Source organism: Rothia terrae (assembly GCF_012396615.1).
GTDB classification, from domain to species: Bacteria; Actinomycetota; Actinomycetes; order Actinomycetales; family Micrococcaceae; genus Rothia; species Rothia terrae.
The window spans coordinates 44993-62469 of record NZ_JAAXPV010000011.1 but is presented as its reverse complement, the minus strand read 5'-3'; the positions used below and the strand labels follow the sequence as shown (position 1 = coordinate 62469).

At 53.4% G+C, this 17477-nt stretch carries 12 protein-coding genes; 7 read left to right on the top strand and 5 right to left on the bottom strand.

From position 1 onward, the window contains the following. Positions 1 to 93: 93 nt before the first annotated feature. Positions 94 to 288, bottom strand: a complete 195-nt coding sequence (locus HF984_RS07355; protein ID WP_247596534.1) for a DUF7455 domain-containing protein — start codon at positions 286 to 288, stop codon at positions 94 to 96. A gap of 218 nt (positions 289 to 506) precedes the next feature. Here HF984_RS07355 and HF984_RS07350 point away from each other — a divergent pair, with 218 nt between their 5' ends. The 5 genes from HF984_RS07350 to cydC all read left to right on the top strand — a co-directional run bounded on the left by HF984_RS07350 (position 507) and on the right by cydC (position 10258). Beyond that, positions 507 to 2609 carry a DNA gyrase/topoisomerase IV subunit B gene (locus tag HF984_RS07350; protein WP_168615031.1) on the top strand — a complete coding sequence of 701 codons (2103 nt, stop codon included), beginning with the start codon at positions 507 to 509 and terminating at the stop codon, positions 2607 to 2609. A 102-nt stretch (positions 2610 to 2711) separates the two neighbouring features. Beyond that, positions 2712 to 3734, top strand: a complete 1023-nt coding sequence (locus tag HF984_RS07345; protein ID WP_168615030.1) for a malate dehydrogenase — start codon at positions 2712 to 2714, stop codon at positions 3732 to 3734. Between the two features lie 258 nt (positions 3735 to 3992). Continuing rightward, positions 3993 to 5570 (top strand): cytochrome ubiquinol oxidase subunit I, encoded by a 1578-nt coding sequence (locus HF984_RS07340; protein WP_168615029.1) that lies wholly within the window; start codon positions 3993 to 3995, stop codon positions 5568 to 5570. Positions 5571 to 5582: 12 nt separating this feature from the next. Beyond that, positions 5583 to 6644, top strand: a complete 1062-nt coding sequence (gene cydB / locus HF984_RS07335) for a cytochrome d ubiquinol oxidase subunit II (RefSeq protein ID WP_168615028.1) — start codon at positions 5583 to 5585, stop codon at positions 6642 to 6644. Between the two features lie 38 nt (positions 6645 to 6682). Next, the gene (gene cydC, locus HF984_RS07330) at positions 6683 to 10258 is read left to right on the top strand and encodes a thiol reductant ABC exporter subunit CydC (protein ID WP_343947445.1); all 3576 of its coding nucleotides are present in this window, start codon (positions 6683 to 6685) and stop codon (positions 10256 to 10258) included. Between the two features lie 92 nt (positions 10259 to 10350). Here cydC and HF984_RS07325 read toward each other — a convergent pair whose 3' ends face one another. Together HF984_RS07325 and HF984_RS07320 are read right to left on the bottom strand one after the other, a co-directional pair. Beyond that, positions 10351 to 11169 (bottom strand): GIY-YIG nuclease family protein, encoded by an 819-nt coding sequence (locus HF984_RS07325; RefSeq protein ID WP_210729635.1) that lies wholly within the window; start codon positions 11167 to 11169, stop codon positions 10351 to 10353. 45 nt (positions 11170 to 11214) lie between these two features. Next, positions 11215 to 14367: a type I restriction endonuclease subunit R gene (locus HF984_RS07320; protein ID WP_168615027.1), complete on the bottom strand. Its 3153-nt coding sequence runs from the start codon at positions 14365 to 14367 to the stop codon at positions 11215 to 11217. Between the two features lie 217 nt (positions 14368 to 14584). On the opposite strand from HF984_RS07320, the gene HF984_RS07315 reads away from it, so the two are divergent. Beyond that, positions 14585 to 15043, top strand: coding sequence for a prevent-host-death protein (locus HF984_RS07315; RefSeq protein ID WP_210729634.1), 459 nt, complete (start codon positions 14585 to 14587; stop codon positions 15041 to 15043). A 349-nt stretch (positions 15044 to 15392) separates the two neighbouring features. On the opposite strand, the gene HF984_RS07310 is transcribed toward HF984_RS07315, so the two are convergent. Next, positions 15393 to 15614, bottom strand: a complete 222-nt coding sequence (locus HF984_RS07310; protein WP_168615026.1) for a hypothetical protein — start codon at positions 15612 to 15614, stop codon at positions 15393 to 15395. A 450-nt stretch (positions 15615 to 16064) separates the two neighbouring features. On the opposite strand from HF984_RS07310, the gene HF984_RS07305 reads away from it, so the two are divergent. Next, entirely contained in the window at positions 16065 to 16709 is a 645-nt protein-coding gene (locus tag HF984_RS07305; RefSeq protein ID WP_168615025.1) for a hypothetical protein, read from the top strand. Here HF984_RS07305 and HF984_RS07300 read toward each other — a convergent pair. Next, positions 16686 to 17459, bottom strand: a complete 774-nt coding sequence (locus HF984_RS07300) for a transposase family protein (RefSeq protein ID WP_168615024.1) — start codon at positions 17457 to 17459, stop codon at positions 16686 to 16688. The two genes, HF984_RS07305 and HF984_RS07300, sit on opposite strands and share 24 nt — an antisense overlap. Between the last annotated feature and the right edge of the window lie 18 nt (positions 17460 to 17477).

Genomic DNA, 17477 nt, shown 5'->3' with positions numbered 1-17477 from the left:
TTTCGTCTTTCCCCGTCAAAATCAATCCAAAAAAGGACGCCCCACCGAAATTAATATCCGGTAAAGCGCCCCAATAAGTTAGCAAAGAATAACCTACTTGATGCGGTCAGTCTGGTCATCCCAGTCAACTGCGACCTCGCGCAGGGCTGATTCGTTAGCGCGCGCGTGGTGACCGCAGAACAGCAACTCACCTGATTCCATAGTGGCGCGTACGTACGCCTGGGCTCCGCAAGCATCACAACGATCGGTTGCCTTCAATTCTTGAGTTTCTACAGCTGTTACGCTCACCATTGCCTCCTCATGTCTGAAAATGTGTTGTACCCATACAACCACGTGTGCCGGTGGAATTATTCCGCGTTCGCTGTTGGCAATGCGCTGTTCACTTCCCACGAACACCCTCGTACCCGGCAGATACTGTGGGCAAACTTGCGCCGTATTCGAATGCTAGCGAGCCGCAAACCAACTAAACTATAAAGGTTCACTACTCTAATCTCGGGAGCAACATTTTGGCTGCATCGAATTACACGGCACGCAACCTCTCCGTCCTTGAAGGTCTTGAGGCTGTCCGCAAGCGTCCGGGTATGTACATCGGTTCTACAGACTCGCGCGGTCTCATGCACTGCCTGTGGGAAATCATCGACAACTCTGTCGACGAGGCGCTCGCTGGTTTCGGTCAGTCCATCAACATTATTCTGCACAAGGACGGCTCCGTTGAGGTTCAAGACGATGGACGCGGTATTCCCACTGATATCGAACCCCGCACCGGCCTCAGCGGTGTTGAAGTGGTCTTCACCAAGTTGCACGCCGGCGGTAAGTTCGGTGGTGGCTCCTACAACGCATCCGGTGGTTTGCACGGCGTAGGCGCATCGGTAGTGAATGCGCTGTCTGCGCGTCTTGACGTTCAGGTGGACCGCGGTGGTAAGACCTATCAGATGTCCTTCCGTCATGGCATTCCCGGAACTTTCGCGTCCTCACGTACACCCAAGCCAGATGCCGAATTTACGCCTTTCTCTGCACCCAATGACGCCTTGCAAATTGTGGGCAAGGCTAAGCGTGGCGTCACCGGTACTCGCGTGCGTTATTGGGCTGACCCGCAGATTTTTACTCCTGACGCTAAGTTCAGCTACGAGGATTTGACGGCACGAGCGCGTCAAACATCCTTCTTGATCCCCGGTTTGCGCATTGCTATTCGCGATGAGCGCCGTATGCCCGGAACCCCCGGTGAGTTTGAGAGCCACGAAGAAGTGTTCCAGCACGACGGCGGTATCTCGGAGTTCGTTGACTTCTTAGCACCCGACTCATCAGTTACCGATATTTGGCGTTTTACCGGACGCGATACTTTTACCGAAACTGTGCCTGTGCTTGACTCTAACGGCAACTCTAAGTTGCAGGATGTAGAGCGCGAGTGCGAGGTCGATATTGCCTTGCGCTGGGGCATCGGCTATGAAACCAAGGTCAATACCTTTGTTAATATCATCGCTACTCCCAAAGGCGGTAGCCATTTGGCCGGTTTTGAGCAGGGCTTGCTGAAGACTTTCCGCAAGCACTTGGCTGATAACGCCCGTAAGTACAAGATGGGCAATGACAAAATCGAGAAAGACGACGTTCTTGCCGGTCTAACTGCCGTTCTTACCGTACGTTTGGCTGAGCCTCAGTTCGAGGGCCAGACGAAAGAGATTCTGGGTACACCGGCAGTCCGCGCCATTGTCTCAAAGGTTGTTTCAAGGGAACTTGCCGCAAAGCTCAAGTCAACTGCTCGCGCCGAGAAAACTCAGGCTAACGCTTTGAGCGAGAAGGTTGCTGCCGAGATGAAATCGCGTATTTCTGCGCGAGTTCACAAAGAGACCCAGCGTCGTAAGACCGCGCTTGAGACCTCATCTATGCCGGCTAAACTCGTTGACTGTCGCTCTAATGACGTTGAGAAATCAGAACTCTTTATTGTCGAGGGCGACTCAGCGTTGGGCACTGCGCGATTGGCACGTTCATCGGCGTATCAGGCCTTGCTACCCATCCGAGGCAAGATTCTCAACGTGCAAAAAGCGTCACTGACCGACATGCTAGCGAACGCTGAATGTGCCGCTATTATTCAGGTGATTGGCGCGGGGTCAGGTCGCACTTTTGACGTTGGCGCGGTACGCTACGGCAAGATCATTATGATGACGGATGCGGACGTCGATGGTGCCCATATTCGTACGCTGTTGCTCACCCTCTTCTACCGCTACATGAAGCCTTTGGTGGAGGCCGGTAAGGTTTATGCCGCTGTTCCGCCGCTTCATCGTGTGGAGATTGTTAACCGCGGTAAAGCTAACGAGATGGTTTACACCTATTCAGAACGCGAGCTCAATCAGTTGCTCAAGAAACTTGAGGACGAGGGGCGCAGCTATAAAGAGCCTATTCAGCGTTACAAGGGCTTGGGCGAGATGGATGCTGACCAGCTGGCAGAAACCACCATGGATCCGCGTCACCGCCTGCTGCGTCGCGTCCGCATTGAGGATGCTGAGGCTGCAGAACGCGCGTTCTCACTGCTGATGGGCTCCGAAGTTGCTCCGCGTAAGGAGTTTATTATCAACGGCGCTCACCAGCTTGATCAGTCACAAATTGATATGTAGATCTGCCGAATAGGCATGTGGATGGTCTGCGCTCGGCGGATATTCCACGAAATATTCCGACAATAACCTCATTGGGGTGATTCAGTTCACTACAATGAGGTTATGTCATATAGAAAGAACCATAGCCCTGTCACCATTACCGTCACCGGCGCCGGTGGGCAGATTGGCTATGCCACTTTATTTAGGGTGGCAGCGGGAGAAATGCTGGGGTCTGATACTCCCGTTCGTCTCCGTCTGCTTGAGATTCCGCAGGGCGTGAAGGCAGCAGAAGGCGCCGCGATGGAGCTTGATGATTGCGCTTTCGACCTTTTAGAATCCGTTGATGTATTTGATGATCCCCATCAAGCATTTGAAGGCGCAAATATCGGGATGCTGATTGGCTCGCGTCCTCGTACAGCTGGTATGGAGCGCGGCGACCTTCTTGAAGCTAATGGCGCTATTTTTTCAACGCAAGGTCAGGCTATTAATGCGCATGCCGCTGACGACATCAAGGTGGTTGTCGTGGGCAATCCAGCAAATACAAACGCATTGATTTGTGCATCTCATGCCCCGGACATTCCTGCTGAACGCTTTACGGCGCTAACCCGGCTTGATCATCATCGCGCGCTCGCTCAACTTGCACTCGCAACAGGTGCGCGCGTGAGTGATATTGAAGGGCTGGCCATTTGGGGCAACCACTCTGCCACCCAGTACCCGGATGTTTTCAATGCAACGATTGCTGGGCGTCCTGCGATAGAAGTTCTAGGTGAAAACGGCAAGGATGCAAGCTGGATTGAAAGCATCTTCATTCCGAAGGTTGCTCAACGCGGTGCTGAAATTATTGACGTTCGTGGTGGCTCATCCGTTGCATCGGCGGCTCACGGAGCTATTTCTCATATCAAATCATGGGTTCACGGAACAAATGGTCAGACCACATCAATGGCAGTTGTTTCAGATGGTTCTTACGGGGTTGAGAAAGGTCTGGTTTGCTCCTTCCCTGTAGTTTGTGAGAATGGTCATTATGAAATAGAGCACAGTTATGATATCTCAGAATTTTCACGAAAATTCATTGAACGCTCAGTTAACGAGCTGAAAAGTGAGCGAGATGCTGTTGCATCCTTGGGATTGCTGGGAAACGCGAGGTAAAATCACACTGTTTTTTGAAGCTATTCAAAGCTAAATATCAGAAAAGCGAATTAACGCCTGAGTAATTGCTGTTAAAAGCAATGATCGGGCGTTAACGTTTTAATAACCTTTTCTCTACCGTCAAGTGAGCATCACGTCAACGCCAACCGCTCAGGTTTTGTTTTCATATTGACTCAGTATCCTAGAACAAATCTTTTGATCGAAATTCTCTGCGCTGTTGCGCGGGGCATCTCACTACTCACCACTAAAGGACTGTTCGTGGATCCTCTTGAAATAGCGCGGTGGCAGTTTGGTATTACCACTGTCTACCACTTCATGATGGTGCCCCTCACCCTGGGGTTGGGCGCTGTTGTTGTCTTTTTCAACCTGATGTACGTCAAAACACGTAGCGACCAGTGGAAGCGCATGACGAAGTTCTGGGGAAAGCTGTACCTCATCAACTTCATCATGGGCGTTGCCACCGGCCTGGTGCAGGAGTTCCAGTTCGGCATGGCGTGGAGCGAGTACTCGCGTTTTGTGGGCGATGTATTCGGCGCACCGCTGGCGATGGAAGGCTTGCTCGCGTTCTTTGTCGAATCAACGTTTATCGGCCTATGGATTTTTGGTTGGGATAAACTCAAGCCCAAAATTCATGCTCTGTGCCTGCTCGGCGCAGTATGCGCGTCGTGGTTCTCCGCCTACTTCATCATTGTGGCGAACTCGTGGATGCAGCATCCTGTTGGCGTCGAGATGGTAGATGGCCGCCCTGTAATGACGGATGCGTGGGCTGTGTTTACCAATAACACGGCGTTGGTAGCTGTGCCGCATACCTTGTTCGGTGCTGTGCAGGTGGCAGGCTCATTCCTCGTGGGTATTGCTTGGTACAAGCTGTACAAACGTCGCGCGGACGGCGTTGACACCGTGGGCGAAAACGGCAAGGTTATTGTCGGCGATGCCGGTGTGGGTGGACGCGATCGCGCGGACTTCAAAGTCTGGTTCAACTCCCTGCGCATTGGTGCTGTGGTAGGTCTGATTGGCTTCTTTGGTACAGCATTCACCGGCCATATGCAGGCGCAGCTGATGATCCAGCAACAGCCCATGAAAATGGCGGCAGCAGAAGCAGCCTGCCACGATGGCACTGCCTTTTCGCTGTTCTCTATTTCGAATCCCGGTGCACAAAACTGTGATGATGTACAGGCTGTCGTAGAGATTCCCGGTCTGCTTTCATTCTTGGCGCACGATAACTTCACTACGGACGTCCCCGGTATTGTCAGTCTGATGCCGCAGTACCAGGAACAGTACGGAACACATCTGCCCGATGACCCCATGTACGGTGAGCGTGCCGGTCAAGAAATTAACTACCTGCCGCTGATGGAAGTAACTTACTACGGATTCCGCGGAATGTTTACGCTGGGCGGTATCGCTATGCTGTCGTACTTCTACGTGCTGTGGGTGACCCGTAAGAAGGGACAGGGGACCGTTCCTGAGATTAAATGGCTGTCTAACTTGGCGATTGTGGGAATCCTTGCTCCCTTTGGCGCTAACGTTGCAGGCTGGGTATTTACCGAAATGGGACGTCAGCCATTCGTTGTTGCACCGAACCCCGACGGTAATCCCGCTATCAAGATGTTCACCGCGGCAGCTGTTTCACCAGGTGTGAGCGGCGGGGAAATCCTGTTTTCACTGATTGCGCTTACTGCTGTGTACGGCGTGCTCATGGTGGCAGAACTCTATCTGCTGGCTAAATATGTCAAGGCTGGTGTGCCGGCTGCAATGGCTGAACTCGTGGAGAACCCGCACAATCATACCCACGATGAAGACCACACTGACCGCGACGTTCTCGCGTTCGCCTACTAAGGGGTAAGAGACATGGAATTTTTTGGTTCTGCACCGACCTTACCCACCGTCTGGTTTGTGGTGGTTGGTTTCTTCTGGATTGGCTACATTGCTCTCGACGGCTTTGACTTAGGCGTCGGTATGCTCATGAGTGGCCTCTTTGCGCGTAACGAAAAAGAGCGCAGGCTTCTGCTCAACACCATCGGCCCGGTCTGGGACGGTAATGAAGTCTGGCTGGTGACTGCCGGCGCGTCAATGTTTGCAGCATTCCCGATGTGGTACGCGGGACTGTTCTCCGGCATCTACCTGCCTTTGGTGTTCACCTTGTTAGCACTGATCTTTCGTGCTGTTGCCATTGAATACCGCGGCAAGAAAAATACTGAGCGCTGGGTCAAAGGGTGGACGCTTGCCATGAATATTGGCTCGTTCTTGATTGCCTTTTTCATTGGCGCTGCCTTGGCGATTACAGCCACTGGCCTGCCGCTGAACGCAAACGGCGACCGCGTGGGTGGTGCCTTCTCCTGGCTTTCGCTTCCTGCCATCATCGGTGGTTTAGCGTTCGTAGGTTTTGCAATCGTTCATGCACTGGCATTCGTGGCGCTAAAAACTGACGGTGAAATTCGCGTGCGCGCTCGCAAGGCGCTGGTGCGTCTGTTGCCTGTTGGTGTTCTGCCCTTGCTCGTTGCCATTATCTACATGCAGATAACAAGTGCGTCCGTGCTCTCGCTGGTGGCTAGCGTTATCTCGGTTGTCGCAGTCGTAGTTGCCTGGGTGTTTGCTCGAGCAGCCCGCGAAGGCAAGACATTCGCATCCATGATGGTGTTCATCATCTTCGGCATGCTGAGCATCTTTTTAGCACTGTTCCCGAACGTGCTGCCCTCAACGCTTGATGCGGCCAACAACCTGACTGTCGCTAACGCGTCCAGCTCACCCTACACCCTGGGTCTGATGAGCGTCGTTGCGTGCTTCGGCATCCCGGTTCTGTTGATTTATCAGAGCTGGACCTACTGGGTCTTCCGCAAGCGTCTGAGCGTGCATAGCATTCCCGAAGCGCACGACGCGGCTGACCTGGCAACATTACCTAACGCGCGCTAATCAAACATCCGCTCAACATCTCAGTTCAAGGAGTCGCCGTGAGCAACCGCCCGCCGCTAGGGCCAGCTGCACGTCGCAATCTGCCAATTTTGGGCGTCATCGCCTGTGTAAAAGTTGCTGCGACCGTGATATTCGCTGGAGCACTCGGCACGGCTGTTGCTCACCTGGCGCGGTTTACCTACTCGCACTTTTTTGAAGGCACCACGTACGCCACTGAGTACGAGCGGCAACAAGCAGAGTTCGCGGGGTTCGGTCAGGCTCAGATCTCCGGGATCGTACCCGGTGCTGAGAACCTGACAACCCCCGGGATCTTGCTTGCTATCGGTATAGTGGCGGTGTTGATGCGAGCGCTCGTCGACTGGGCCACTACCGCGTTCGCCGCGCGGGCGGCGGTCGGCGCGAAAGCTACCTTGCGCTCACAACTGTTAGAACGCATCCTGATCACCGGCGGACGCGACACACCGGCTGGTGCCGGTGCAACCGGCGTGCTGCTCGCTAGGGGGCTAGGTGCGCTGGATAGCTACTACACCAAGACGCTGACTGCTGTGGTGTCTACGGCGGTTATTCCTGTGACGGTCTGGCTAGTGGTGCTGGTGTACGACCGCCTTTCAGCGCTGATTATTGCACTCACCCTTCCGCTGATTCCGCTGTTTATGGTGCTTATCGGTAAAACCACCAAGCGTGACACCGCCGATGCCCAACGGGATTTACACCGGCTGTCTGACCATATTGTTGAGCTGGCAAAGGGACTACCTGTTCTCATCGGTTTGGGTAGGGCAGAGGCTCAGCGCAAGGCACTGACTGACCTTGGCGTTCGGTATCGCGATAAAACCATGCAGACGTTGCGTAGCGCTTTTATGTCATCGCTGGCGCTGGAACTGATTACCACTATTTCAGTGGCGATTGTCGCAGTTTTTATCGGTTTGCGTCTGGTGCGCGGTGAGATGGGACTCGACGTCGCGCTGATGATTTTGTTGCTGGCACCGGAATGCTATCAACCACTGCGGGATGTTGGTTCGGCTTACCATCAAAGCGAAGACGGCATTGCGGCGCTGAGGAGCGCTCAAGAAATTATTGATGCACCGTTGCCCGTAGCGTCCTCTGAGGCTGATAAACAGAAAATTTCCGGTGCCCCGGGTTCTGCGCTGACAATTTCTGATCTCACTGTGAGGTATCCGGGACGTTCAGCATCCATTGGGCCGGTCAACTTTAAAGTGTCACGCGGTTCTACCCTTTCCGTCACCGGCGAGTCAGGATGCGGTAAATCAACTATTCTCGCTGCGATTGCAGGACTACTCCCAGACGGCTTGGTTTCGACAGGGTCTCATCACCCCGTCCAGGTGACTGGAACTATTACCGGCGTCGGGGAGATTGTATGGGTTCCTCAGAATCCGCGCTTTGTCGCATCCACCGCTATCGGCGAGGTCGCTCTCTATGGAGGTGCTGGTGCTGATGCTTTGTTGGATGACGCCGACCTTGATTACCGACCCTTTACACAGTTTTTGGACGCGGTGGGGCTAACCGATGTGGCGCATCTTGCCCCCGAATCATTGAGCATGGGCCAACAGCGACGTCTAGCTATCGCGCGTGCTCTAGCCCGGCTGAATGCCGCGGGCGGACAACCTGCAACGGTTTTAGTGGACGAGCCCACCGCCCATCTCGATGCTGAAGCAGCCCTGCTGATGGATGCCGCCTTGAGCCATCTCGCACAGCCACAGGTGTGCCTGATAATGGTTACTCACGATGAAAACCTGGCCCAACGAGCCGATGGGTGTTTGAACGCTGTGAGCTCCGCCCAGTGGATGTTCACTGAAAATCAGGGAGTACGTAACCGTGCAGAAGAGCCAGCGTTCATGCTGGCGGATAGGAAAAACTCGGTAGCTGAGCAGACACCGATAAAAGCGGATAAAAGTCCGTCTCCCGACAGCGCGCAGCGGTTCTCTATGCGACAGAGCCTGCGCGACTTTTTATCGCTGGCAGAACTTCACACCGGCAGAGCTGCTCTTTCGGTGCTCCTCTCTGTTCTGACTGCAATTTTTGGTATCGCCTTGACCGCGCTGTCGGGTTGGCTAATCGTGCGCGCTGCCGAGCAGCCAGCGATGATGTACCTAACCCTTGCCGTAGTGGGTGTGCGCTTCTTTGGCATAGGACGCGCTACCTGGCGTTACCTTGAACGCTTGGTAACACACAGGCTGGTGCTCGATGCCTCGGTAAATGTCCGCTCTAAAACCTGGCGGGCACTGAGCACCGTAGCCCTGAGCGCTCGTTCGCTGTTACGCGGTGAAAAGGTCATCGACTCGCTGATTACAGATGCCGACGAACTACGCGATGCCGCCCCGCGCGTCCTGTTGCCTGTTGCAACTCAGGTGGTTGTCATGGTTCTGGCAGTAACAACTACGGCGGTGCTGACACCTGGCGTATGGTGGGTTGTCGCAGTGGCTGCGGTGTGCTCTACCTTGCTTGTTCCGTGGGTAGTGGTGACGGCTGATGCTCGCGCTGAATCAGCTGAACGCCAGACAACAGCCCGGATGCTGCGTTTCGGAGTATCTGCCATCCTGGCTGCTACCGATCTCAAGGCTAATGCGCTGAGCTCTACCGCAGTAAAAACGCAAGCGGAGTTAGACGCACGTGCCAGCACTCTTGCCGGACGCGGCGCTTTAGCATCCGGACTTGGCGCGGCCCTGAACACTGCCATCTGGTGGGGCAGCGCGGTGGCTGTGACCGCGCTGGTCTGGGAGCCTGTTCGCGCCGGTGAGCTGCGTACACCCATTGCTGCCATCGTGATTTTGATGTGTACCGCCATGATAGAAGTTTCTAATGCGCACGTTGAGGCTGCCCGCGGATGGCGTGGGTTCGCCACCACCGTTGCGGCGCTGAAAGCAACCGGAGCAACGTACTCTGCCTCCGAGCTGCTGGAATCTCCCGCGACAGCAGAGCTTCCCGCATCCGGCCCGGTGGACCTTGAGATTGATCAGATTTCTACCCGCTGGCAGGGGATGCACCAGCCTGTATTCGAGAACGTCAGCGGACGCGTGCAATCAGGACAGTGGTTGGGCATTACGGGTGAATCCGGTGCCGGCAAGACGACGGCTCTTGCCACGCTTCTAGGATTTTTGCCGGTGGAATCCGGTGCTATTCGCATCAACGGCACCCCCGCTTTTTCTGCAGATCTACGTGGATACGCGGCATGGTGCCCGCAAGAAGCGCACATCTTTGAGTCAACGATTGCCGGCAACCTGGCCCTAGCGCGTTCAAAAGATGAAGCACCTACCGAAGCCGAGATGAGGCGCGCCCTCACCCGCGTCGGTTTGGGGGAGTTCGTCGCGTCCTTGCCTGAGGGTTTGGCGACGCAGGTGGGTGCCAGCGGTGGCTACCTGTCAGGCGGGCAACGTCAGCGTCTTGCGATTGCCCGGACTCTGCTAGTGCGCTCGCCCCTACTTCTGTTGGATGAGCCGACCGCTCACTTGGATGCTCCGTCCGCCACGGCGCTCATGGACGAGGTTTCTGCGGGTACGCGGGGCGCATCTCATCGGGACGAAACCGCGCCGGCGGTTGTGGTGGTCTCTCACCGTGCCGAGGACATCGCCCGATGCGACGCGGTGATAAAACTGTAGCCCTCCCACTTTCCCTGGATTTAAGCTGTAGTTTCGGCGTTTTACAGCGCAAATCCACGGAAAGTTGTGGGCACTGCCGGGAAGCTTACCGATCACAGAAATATCAGTTTCTGTTCAGCCCGAACTTCTGTGTCAGAAGTGCCTGCTTTGTAGTGAGTCTCAGCCTCATTGATGAGATATTGCGGGGTTGTGGGGTCAAAAACCTGCAAGATTGAAAACCTGAAAGTGGCAGGGTTTCGGCGTCGCAGCTCGACGTTTCCACCGTGACCTGTGGGAGCATAGGACGCCCAACGTTGCAACAGACCTTCACCTCCATCAGCTTTGCCTACGTAAAGTTTCCCGTCGCGAGTATCGGCAATCAGGTAAATAGCCCTGATAGCGCTCAGTGCAGTGCGCCATTGCTCATAGCGTGGCTCGCTCACTACGGCTTGCAACATCGGAAAATCTAAAACACAGTTATAAAACCCGGGGAATGCAACCTGGCGTTGTTGGGCAATTTCTTGGATACGGTATTTTACGACGCTGGCTCCGGATACTTGCCACCTAATAGGCGCAGCCCAAGAAATAACTAATTTGTCTTTATACTCGGCCAATAATTCCACCGGGCGAAGATCAAAATGCCGTCGGTTGCCGTCATCTGATAGAACTCCGTGATTCTCATACACGGTATGCAAGCGAGCGTTGGAGCCTCCATCTTTGATAAACACAACCCAATAACGAGGGGGATTGCGGGGGAAAAGCTGAGCCTGAGAAGACTGTTCGGCGGTGTAATCTAAAATCTCTGCGTTGGTAGAGTTGCGGTTCAAACCGGCATGCCCATCCGCATGGAGCTCCACAAACGTATGTCGAATAGCTAGGATTTCGCTTGGGTCAATACCTTCTGCACGAAGGACATCGCCAAATGTAAGCATAATTTTGCTCCGTTCTTTTGAGGTCAATGGGCAACCGGGTGCGGATTACTGAACTACCGTCAGACCGCCGGGGTTCTCATCACCGGTTTCTCCGCGCAGACGTTCGTAAAGTCCCATATCCAGCATGAACTCCATGAACTTGTCATCGGGCATGCGCCGTACAAAGTCCAGCAGCTCGTTGGTATCAGAGTTATAGTTCCAAATCATCGTCGCTAGACCATTGCGTGCGGCACGCGAGTAGGCGAAATCAACCTTAGAGTTGGCTTGTGCAGTATTGCGTAGTCTCTCGTCCTTGGCGGCTTCGGCAACAAACGTTGTTGCGAAACCCACTTGGTACTCATCTGAAAGGTTCAGACTGTGAAAATACTCGTTGACCTTCTCAACAAGTAGTGACCTAGCTTTGCGCTCGCGCTCCTGAATGCTTGCCATACCGGCTTCTGTCATGCCGCGCAGACCTGCGGTTTCCGCGGATGCCAGCGCCAGGTTTTCTTCGTCCTGTAGCTTTTTCAGGCGGTAGTGGGTGAGCACGATGTCATCGGTATCTACTACCTCGGGGTTTGCTTCATCTTTGGTGAATTTACGCAGTTTGCGACCCAATAGGTCTGCAAATGATGAGAGCTTCTCATAGTAGGGATTACCAAAATTGAAGATTTGAGAGAAGAACGCGTATGACTTCACGTACTGCGCCAGGGTGGAGCGGAACTCGAGAAGGGCTTCAATCTCTGCAACGTTATCATCTTCTTGGGCTGCGTACCAGCGGTTCTTGAAACGCTCCACGGGAATGCTGAGCAGAGAGTCGTAGGATGCTTGTCGCGCGTTGGGCGCACTCCACTTTTCCCAGAACTGTTCTACATCGGCATGATTATAGATGCGTGAGCCATCGAGTTTATCGACCTGTTTGGTTACCAAATCTAGATCTGATTCTGTTTCAATGTGCGCGTCTTCGTAGTAGGTACTGAAGGCATCCAGAATAGTCTGGGGGTCGTTGACGAAGTCTAGAACATAGGTGTTCTCTTTGCCTTCTGCACGTCGGTTAAGACGCGAGAGAGTCTGCACCGCGGTGATACCAGAGAGCTTTTTATCGACGTACATAGCAACAAGTAGCGGCTGGTCAAAACCGGTTTGGTACTTATTGGCGACAATCAAGAGGTGCTGTCCATCTTGGGCAAACGCATCTGCAAGGTTTTGGCCTCTGATACCGGGGTTCATGGACGCTTCGGTGACGGTGGGGACGTCGGCACCCGGTAGTGCCGTGACGTCTGGGTCGGGTACTTCCCCCGAGAAAGCCACCAGTGTTTTCAGCGGTAGTTGGCGCTCTGCAATGGCTTTTTCGAAGGCACGCTGGTAGCGCACGGCGGCTGCACGTGAGCTGGTGACTACCATAGCTTTTGCCTTACCGCCGAGCTCGTGCTTGACCTTGCCGTCGAAGTGCTCAAGGATAACACCGACTTTAGAAGCCACGTTGGTGGGGTGCAGCTCCACGAAATCAATGAAAGCGCGGGTACCTTTACGAACGTCGATTTCGGTTTCTTCACCGGAATCTTGGTTGCGCTCAGCAATTTTAGCGGCGAGTTCATAGGTGGTGTAGTTCTTCAGCACATCGAGAATGAAGCCCTCTTCGATGGCTTGCTTCATGGGGTAAAGGTCGAAAGGTTGCGGCGCGCCACCGGCTTCAGGGCGTCGCCCGAATATCTGTAGCGTCTTTTCTTTAGGCGTTGCGGTGAAAGCAAAGAAGCTCACATGGTTACCGGCGCCGACGACGCGCTGGGCCATACGCACCAAGGCTTCTTGATCAGCGTCAGAATCACCGTCTTCGATGTTTGCATCAACGTCAGAAGACAACATTGCCTTAATAGAATCCGTTGCCTTACCAGATTGAGAGGAGTGTGCCTCATCAGCAATAATCGCAAAATTCTTACCGGCAAGCACACCGCCCTCTTTGGTCATTTTCTCTAACGCGTAGGGGAAGGTCTGCAGCGTCACACCAATAATAGGTACACCCGTTGCCAGTGCCTCTACCAGCTGAGCCGCTTTAGAATCGTTTGCCCCGCGGGTAATGGGCTGGAACACCCCAGCGGTATCAACCAGCTGCTCAATCGCGTCCTGCAACTGCTTATCAAGCACCTGGCGGTCTGCAATAACAATCACGGAATCAAAAACGCGTTCGCCAGCGGGAGTATGAAGGTTGGAGAGGCAGTGGGCAGTCCAGGCAATGGAGTCAGTTTTACCGGAGCCCGCTGAATGCTGAATAAGGTACTTGTTCCCAGCGCCCTCTGTTCTTGCTGCTTCTACAAGTTTGGTGACGGCGCGCCACTGGTGGTAGCGCGGAAAACGTACCTGCGCTATGTGTTTGGTTTTGCCGGTGAGCGGGTCAACGCTCTTTTGGTGGTTGGTGTAGATGAATTTGGTGAGAATAGTGATGAAGGTGTCAGGGTTTAGGATTTCTTCCCAGAAGTAGCTGGTGGCTAGTTTGCCTTCGATGACCGGGTTGCCTGCACTACCGTTGGCGCCTTTGTTGAAGGGGAGGAAAACAGTACTTTTGCCGCCGAGTTTGGTGGTCATGGCGATTTCGTCTTGCGTCATTGCAAAGTGGACGAGAGCACCGCGGTGTTCCCGTAGTAGCGGCGAGGTTTTGGGGTTGCGTTCGTTGCGGTATTGGCGGATTGCGTCTTGTAGCGTCTGGGAGTATTCGCTTTTGAGTTCAACGGTGGCTACGGGTATGCCGTTGAGAAAGAGTACGAGGTCTAGGCGTAGTTTGTGGTCTTTGGTGTCAAAGTGGACTTCTTCGACGACGCGCAGAATGTTGCTCTGATAGAGGGCTGTGAGGTCTGGGTTGCGGTTGTCTTGGGGTGGGTAGGCGAGCATGGGGAAGGTGCGTCGTGCACCGGGAATGCTGAAACCTTTGCGGAGCAGGTTGAGGGTGCCGCCACCGTTGCCTTCTTCAGTGTCGAGTCTGCTGGCAATGCGGTTGAGCAGACGCTCTTTGGCAGCCGCTTGGGTGGACGCGGATGCGTCTGGGGTAACGAGTGAGCGGTAGTTGGCGGGGTCTATAGTTTCTAGCCAAGTGAAGATATCTTCTGGGTAGAGCGAACGGGCACGGTCGTAACTGGCGTCGTTGGGGGAGTGTTGCCACCCGTGTTCGACAAGGTAGACGCAAATGTCCTGCTGGAGGGGACGTTCAAGGTGGCTACGGGACATAAGAGAAGCTCCTGCGGGGGTATGGGCTATGGGTCTTACAGTCAAGTCTAGTGAGACCTAGAAAGAGAATGTAAGTTTGCGAAGCCCGGTTTAATGGTGAGAACGGGGAAAATGTCCTGAAACAGGTCTATGTATTGTGGGAAGACGAGATTTGGAATGATGGGGTGTAGACCAAAACATCTTTACTTCTGAATATATTCAGAACTGCTATTAGGTTATGACTGTTCTTTCAACACAATTCGCATCATCTGACCTTAGCCGTTCTGCGTCGAAAGTTTTTGCTGCGGCTACTAATGAGCCTGTGCGCATTACCCGCCGAGATGGTGAAAATTTGGTTCTGATGACTGAGGAAGAACTGAACCGACAGCAAACTTTGCTGGGCGTCGCCGCGCAGATCGTTGCGGTTTCAACGTTTACTGCTCATGATTCTGAGCTTGTAGCTGAGATGACCCGTCATTTTTCGTGGATGCTGGCATTGACCGAAGAATACCAGGTGAGCTGTGCGCATGAGATTATTAACGATGCACGGGCCGTTTTTTCTCTTGGACAGCCAAACCTCATTGTTGGCACTATCAATGCTTGGCGAGACACAGCAGAGGCTGTTGCTGCTGGTTATGCAGCTGGTGAGTATGTTGTGGATGAAGATGGCCTAGCTTTGGAACGACCGATTGCATGAGCAAGCAGAGAGGATTTGGTTTTGCGTTGATGAGAAGCAAAAGCGGGTGTATCTAACTCAGGTTTTTACCCGGCACCCGAACGAAACAAAGTAACTAAGCCAGCGGGCAAAGCCCTGTTGAAGAGGCCTTGGAAGGCTGGTTGCTGTTGTTTAGTGATTTCCAGTATGCGGTATTCTGAGGCCTTTTCACCTGAGATATTCCAGCGGTTGGGCGCTGCCCAGTCAATGACGAGCCGGTTTTTGTAGTCGGCGAGTAGTTCGGTGGGTGTAGGCTGAAGTGGCGCAGGGCTCCATTATCGATGAGGACGGCGTGGCTTTGGTAGATCGCATGAAAGCGGGCTGCTCTGCCTTAGTTTTTGATGAAGACTGCCCAGAAGCGGAGCAGGTTGCGCGGAAACTTCTGGGCGTCTGAGGACTGGCCTGCAGTGTAGTTCAGAATGTCTTCATCGGTGGAGTGCGGAGACAGACCGGGGTTACCGTCGTCGTGGAGTTCGACGAAGGTATGCCGAATGGCCAGGACGTCGCGGGGCGAGATATTTGCGGCCGTTAGTAGGGCATTGAGGGTGAGCATTGAATTGACCCACTAAAAATTGTGGGGCAACTAAGGAATCTGTATCTGACTTATGTGCAATATCTTTGGCCTGTGAATTCTCAGCAGAAATCATGAGTGATGTACAACTAGCGGTGTACCTTGGCTTCATCCTTAAACAATGCTGGCATAATCTGGTGTATGGGTATTGAACGACCAATTGACTTCTCGAAGCCTCGGGTACTCCGATGCAGATGTTGCGGACACAGGGCTACATTTAAGCATACCTGGATTGAACGCTGGAAACAGGGTAAAGAGGGTTGCCCCCAATGTGGAATTACATCGGACAACCCAGAAAGTGCTGTCTATGACTGGGACTTTTCGGACCTTGTCTCAGATGATCAGACTGTTTTAAAACTGAATTGGTACCACACAACAACACACTCCGTATGGCCTAACCCAAATTTTGATCCAGAAGCTGGCCTGAGCACTGTGGCTAAAGAGGGTATGAGAAAAAGCGGTAACCCTAACGCCGTCGAGAATTGGGTAGCAAAACAAAAATCCAAGGCACTTCACATTGGTACTTACGAAGCAGCCATTGAGAATATGCTTCGACAGCTAGATACTCAAAGACAAGTGGAAACACAGTACTATCTTTACCGTGTAAATTTACATCAAACCAGCATCGTTACTCCGGGTGTTAACCAGGAGCCCAAGAGCATTTTGGGTGATATGACCCTTCCGGAACTTGGCCTAACGCCAGAGGGAATATACCGCTATATCAACCAATTTGAAGATGAAGGTAGCATTTCTTTGGCAATTGGAAAAGAAGCTATCGCAAGTGTCCAACGAATAACAATACCCCTGCTACCAGATACTTCCTCCTTATCAAAGAAAATAGAGAGAGAACTAGACGCCGCTGAAACGCGCAAGCCACAATCGCAACAAGATGTTCTGGAAACAATCCGGAAGCGACCTCTCATGACCAACCCGTATGAAGAAACAGCCCAAAATCTCTGGGATGAGCTGTCTCAATCATTGCCAGAAAGGCTTCGACCTAAATTTTGCCGCGCTCGTGACCCTAGAATCCGCGATGAAGGTAATGAGGCTTATTCAAAAGTCCTCCCAGCCGCATAAAACACCAAACCCCGCACCAGAAGAAAACACCCGCCGATACAAACTCAACGGCCGCCTAAACCCCGAATAAAGAACCCGCCAGGTCTTCACTTGAGCGATAACCCGCTCCACCACAGCCCGTAATCTATTGATAATGCGATTATTATCCTTGACACCCTGAGGCACTTTCACACCAGGCTTACGCCTGGTCGGGGTTGCTAACCCCAGGCCTATATAGCCCTTATCGGCCAGAGTCGAGGAATCCAGTAGCTGATCTAGCCCGTGAGCTGTGAAAGCATGAGCATCATGCCTTGCCCCGGGTAGCGGGTCAGTGATGACTAGGAGCCTGCCATCGAGGGTGCAGATAACTTGGTGGTTGAAACCGGTTCGTTTATGTTTGCCCGAAAAATTTGTTTTTCCTACTGAACGCCAGTTCCAGGTGGGTACAAGAGTTCCATCGACAACCAAAGAACCTGGTACATCCAGGCTCATTTTCAAAGGCTGTTCTAGAGGTTTGAAGACCTTTGCAAGCGCCTTTTCGATAGTGTTGATGGTCCGTGAGATGGTAGGTTGCGAGACGGTGAAGATTTCAGCAAGTAGCTCTTCGGTGAGATTGTGTCGGTGGTAGAGCAGAGTGGTTTTGAGTGCCTGAGCTGGAGTGAGGGCTGGTGGTCTTCCTCCTGGTTTACCCCAGATGAGTTGGTTGGTCAGGGCTGTCAGTAGAGTGGCAAATTGCGTGGCGGTAAGGCCGGTTGTACGCTGGTGGTGCAACGGTTCTTCCTGGTGCGG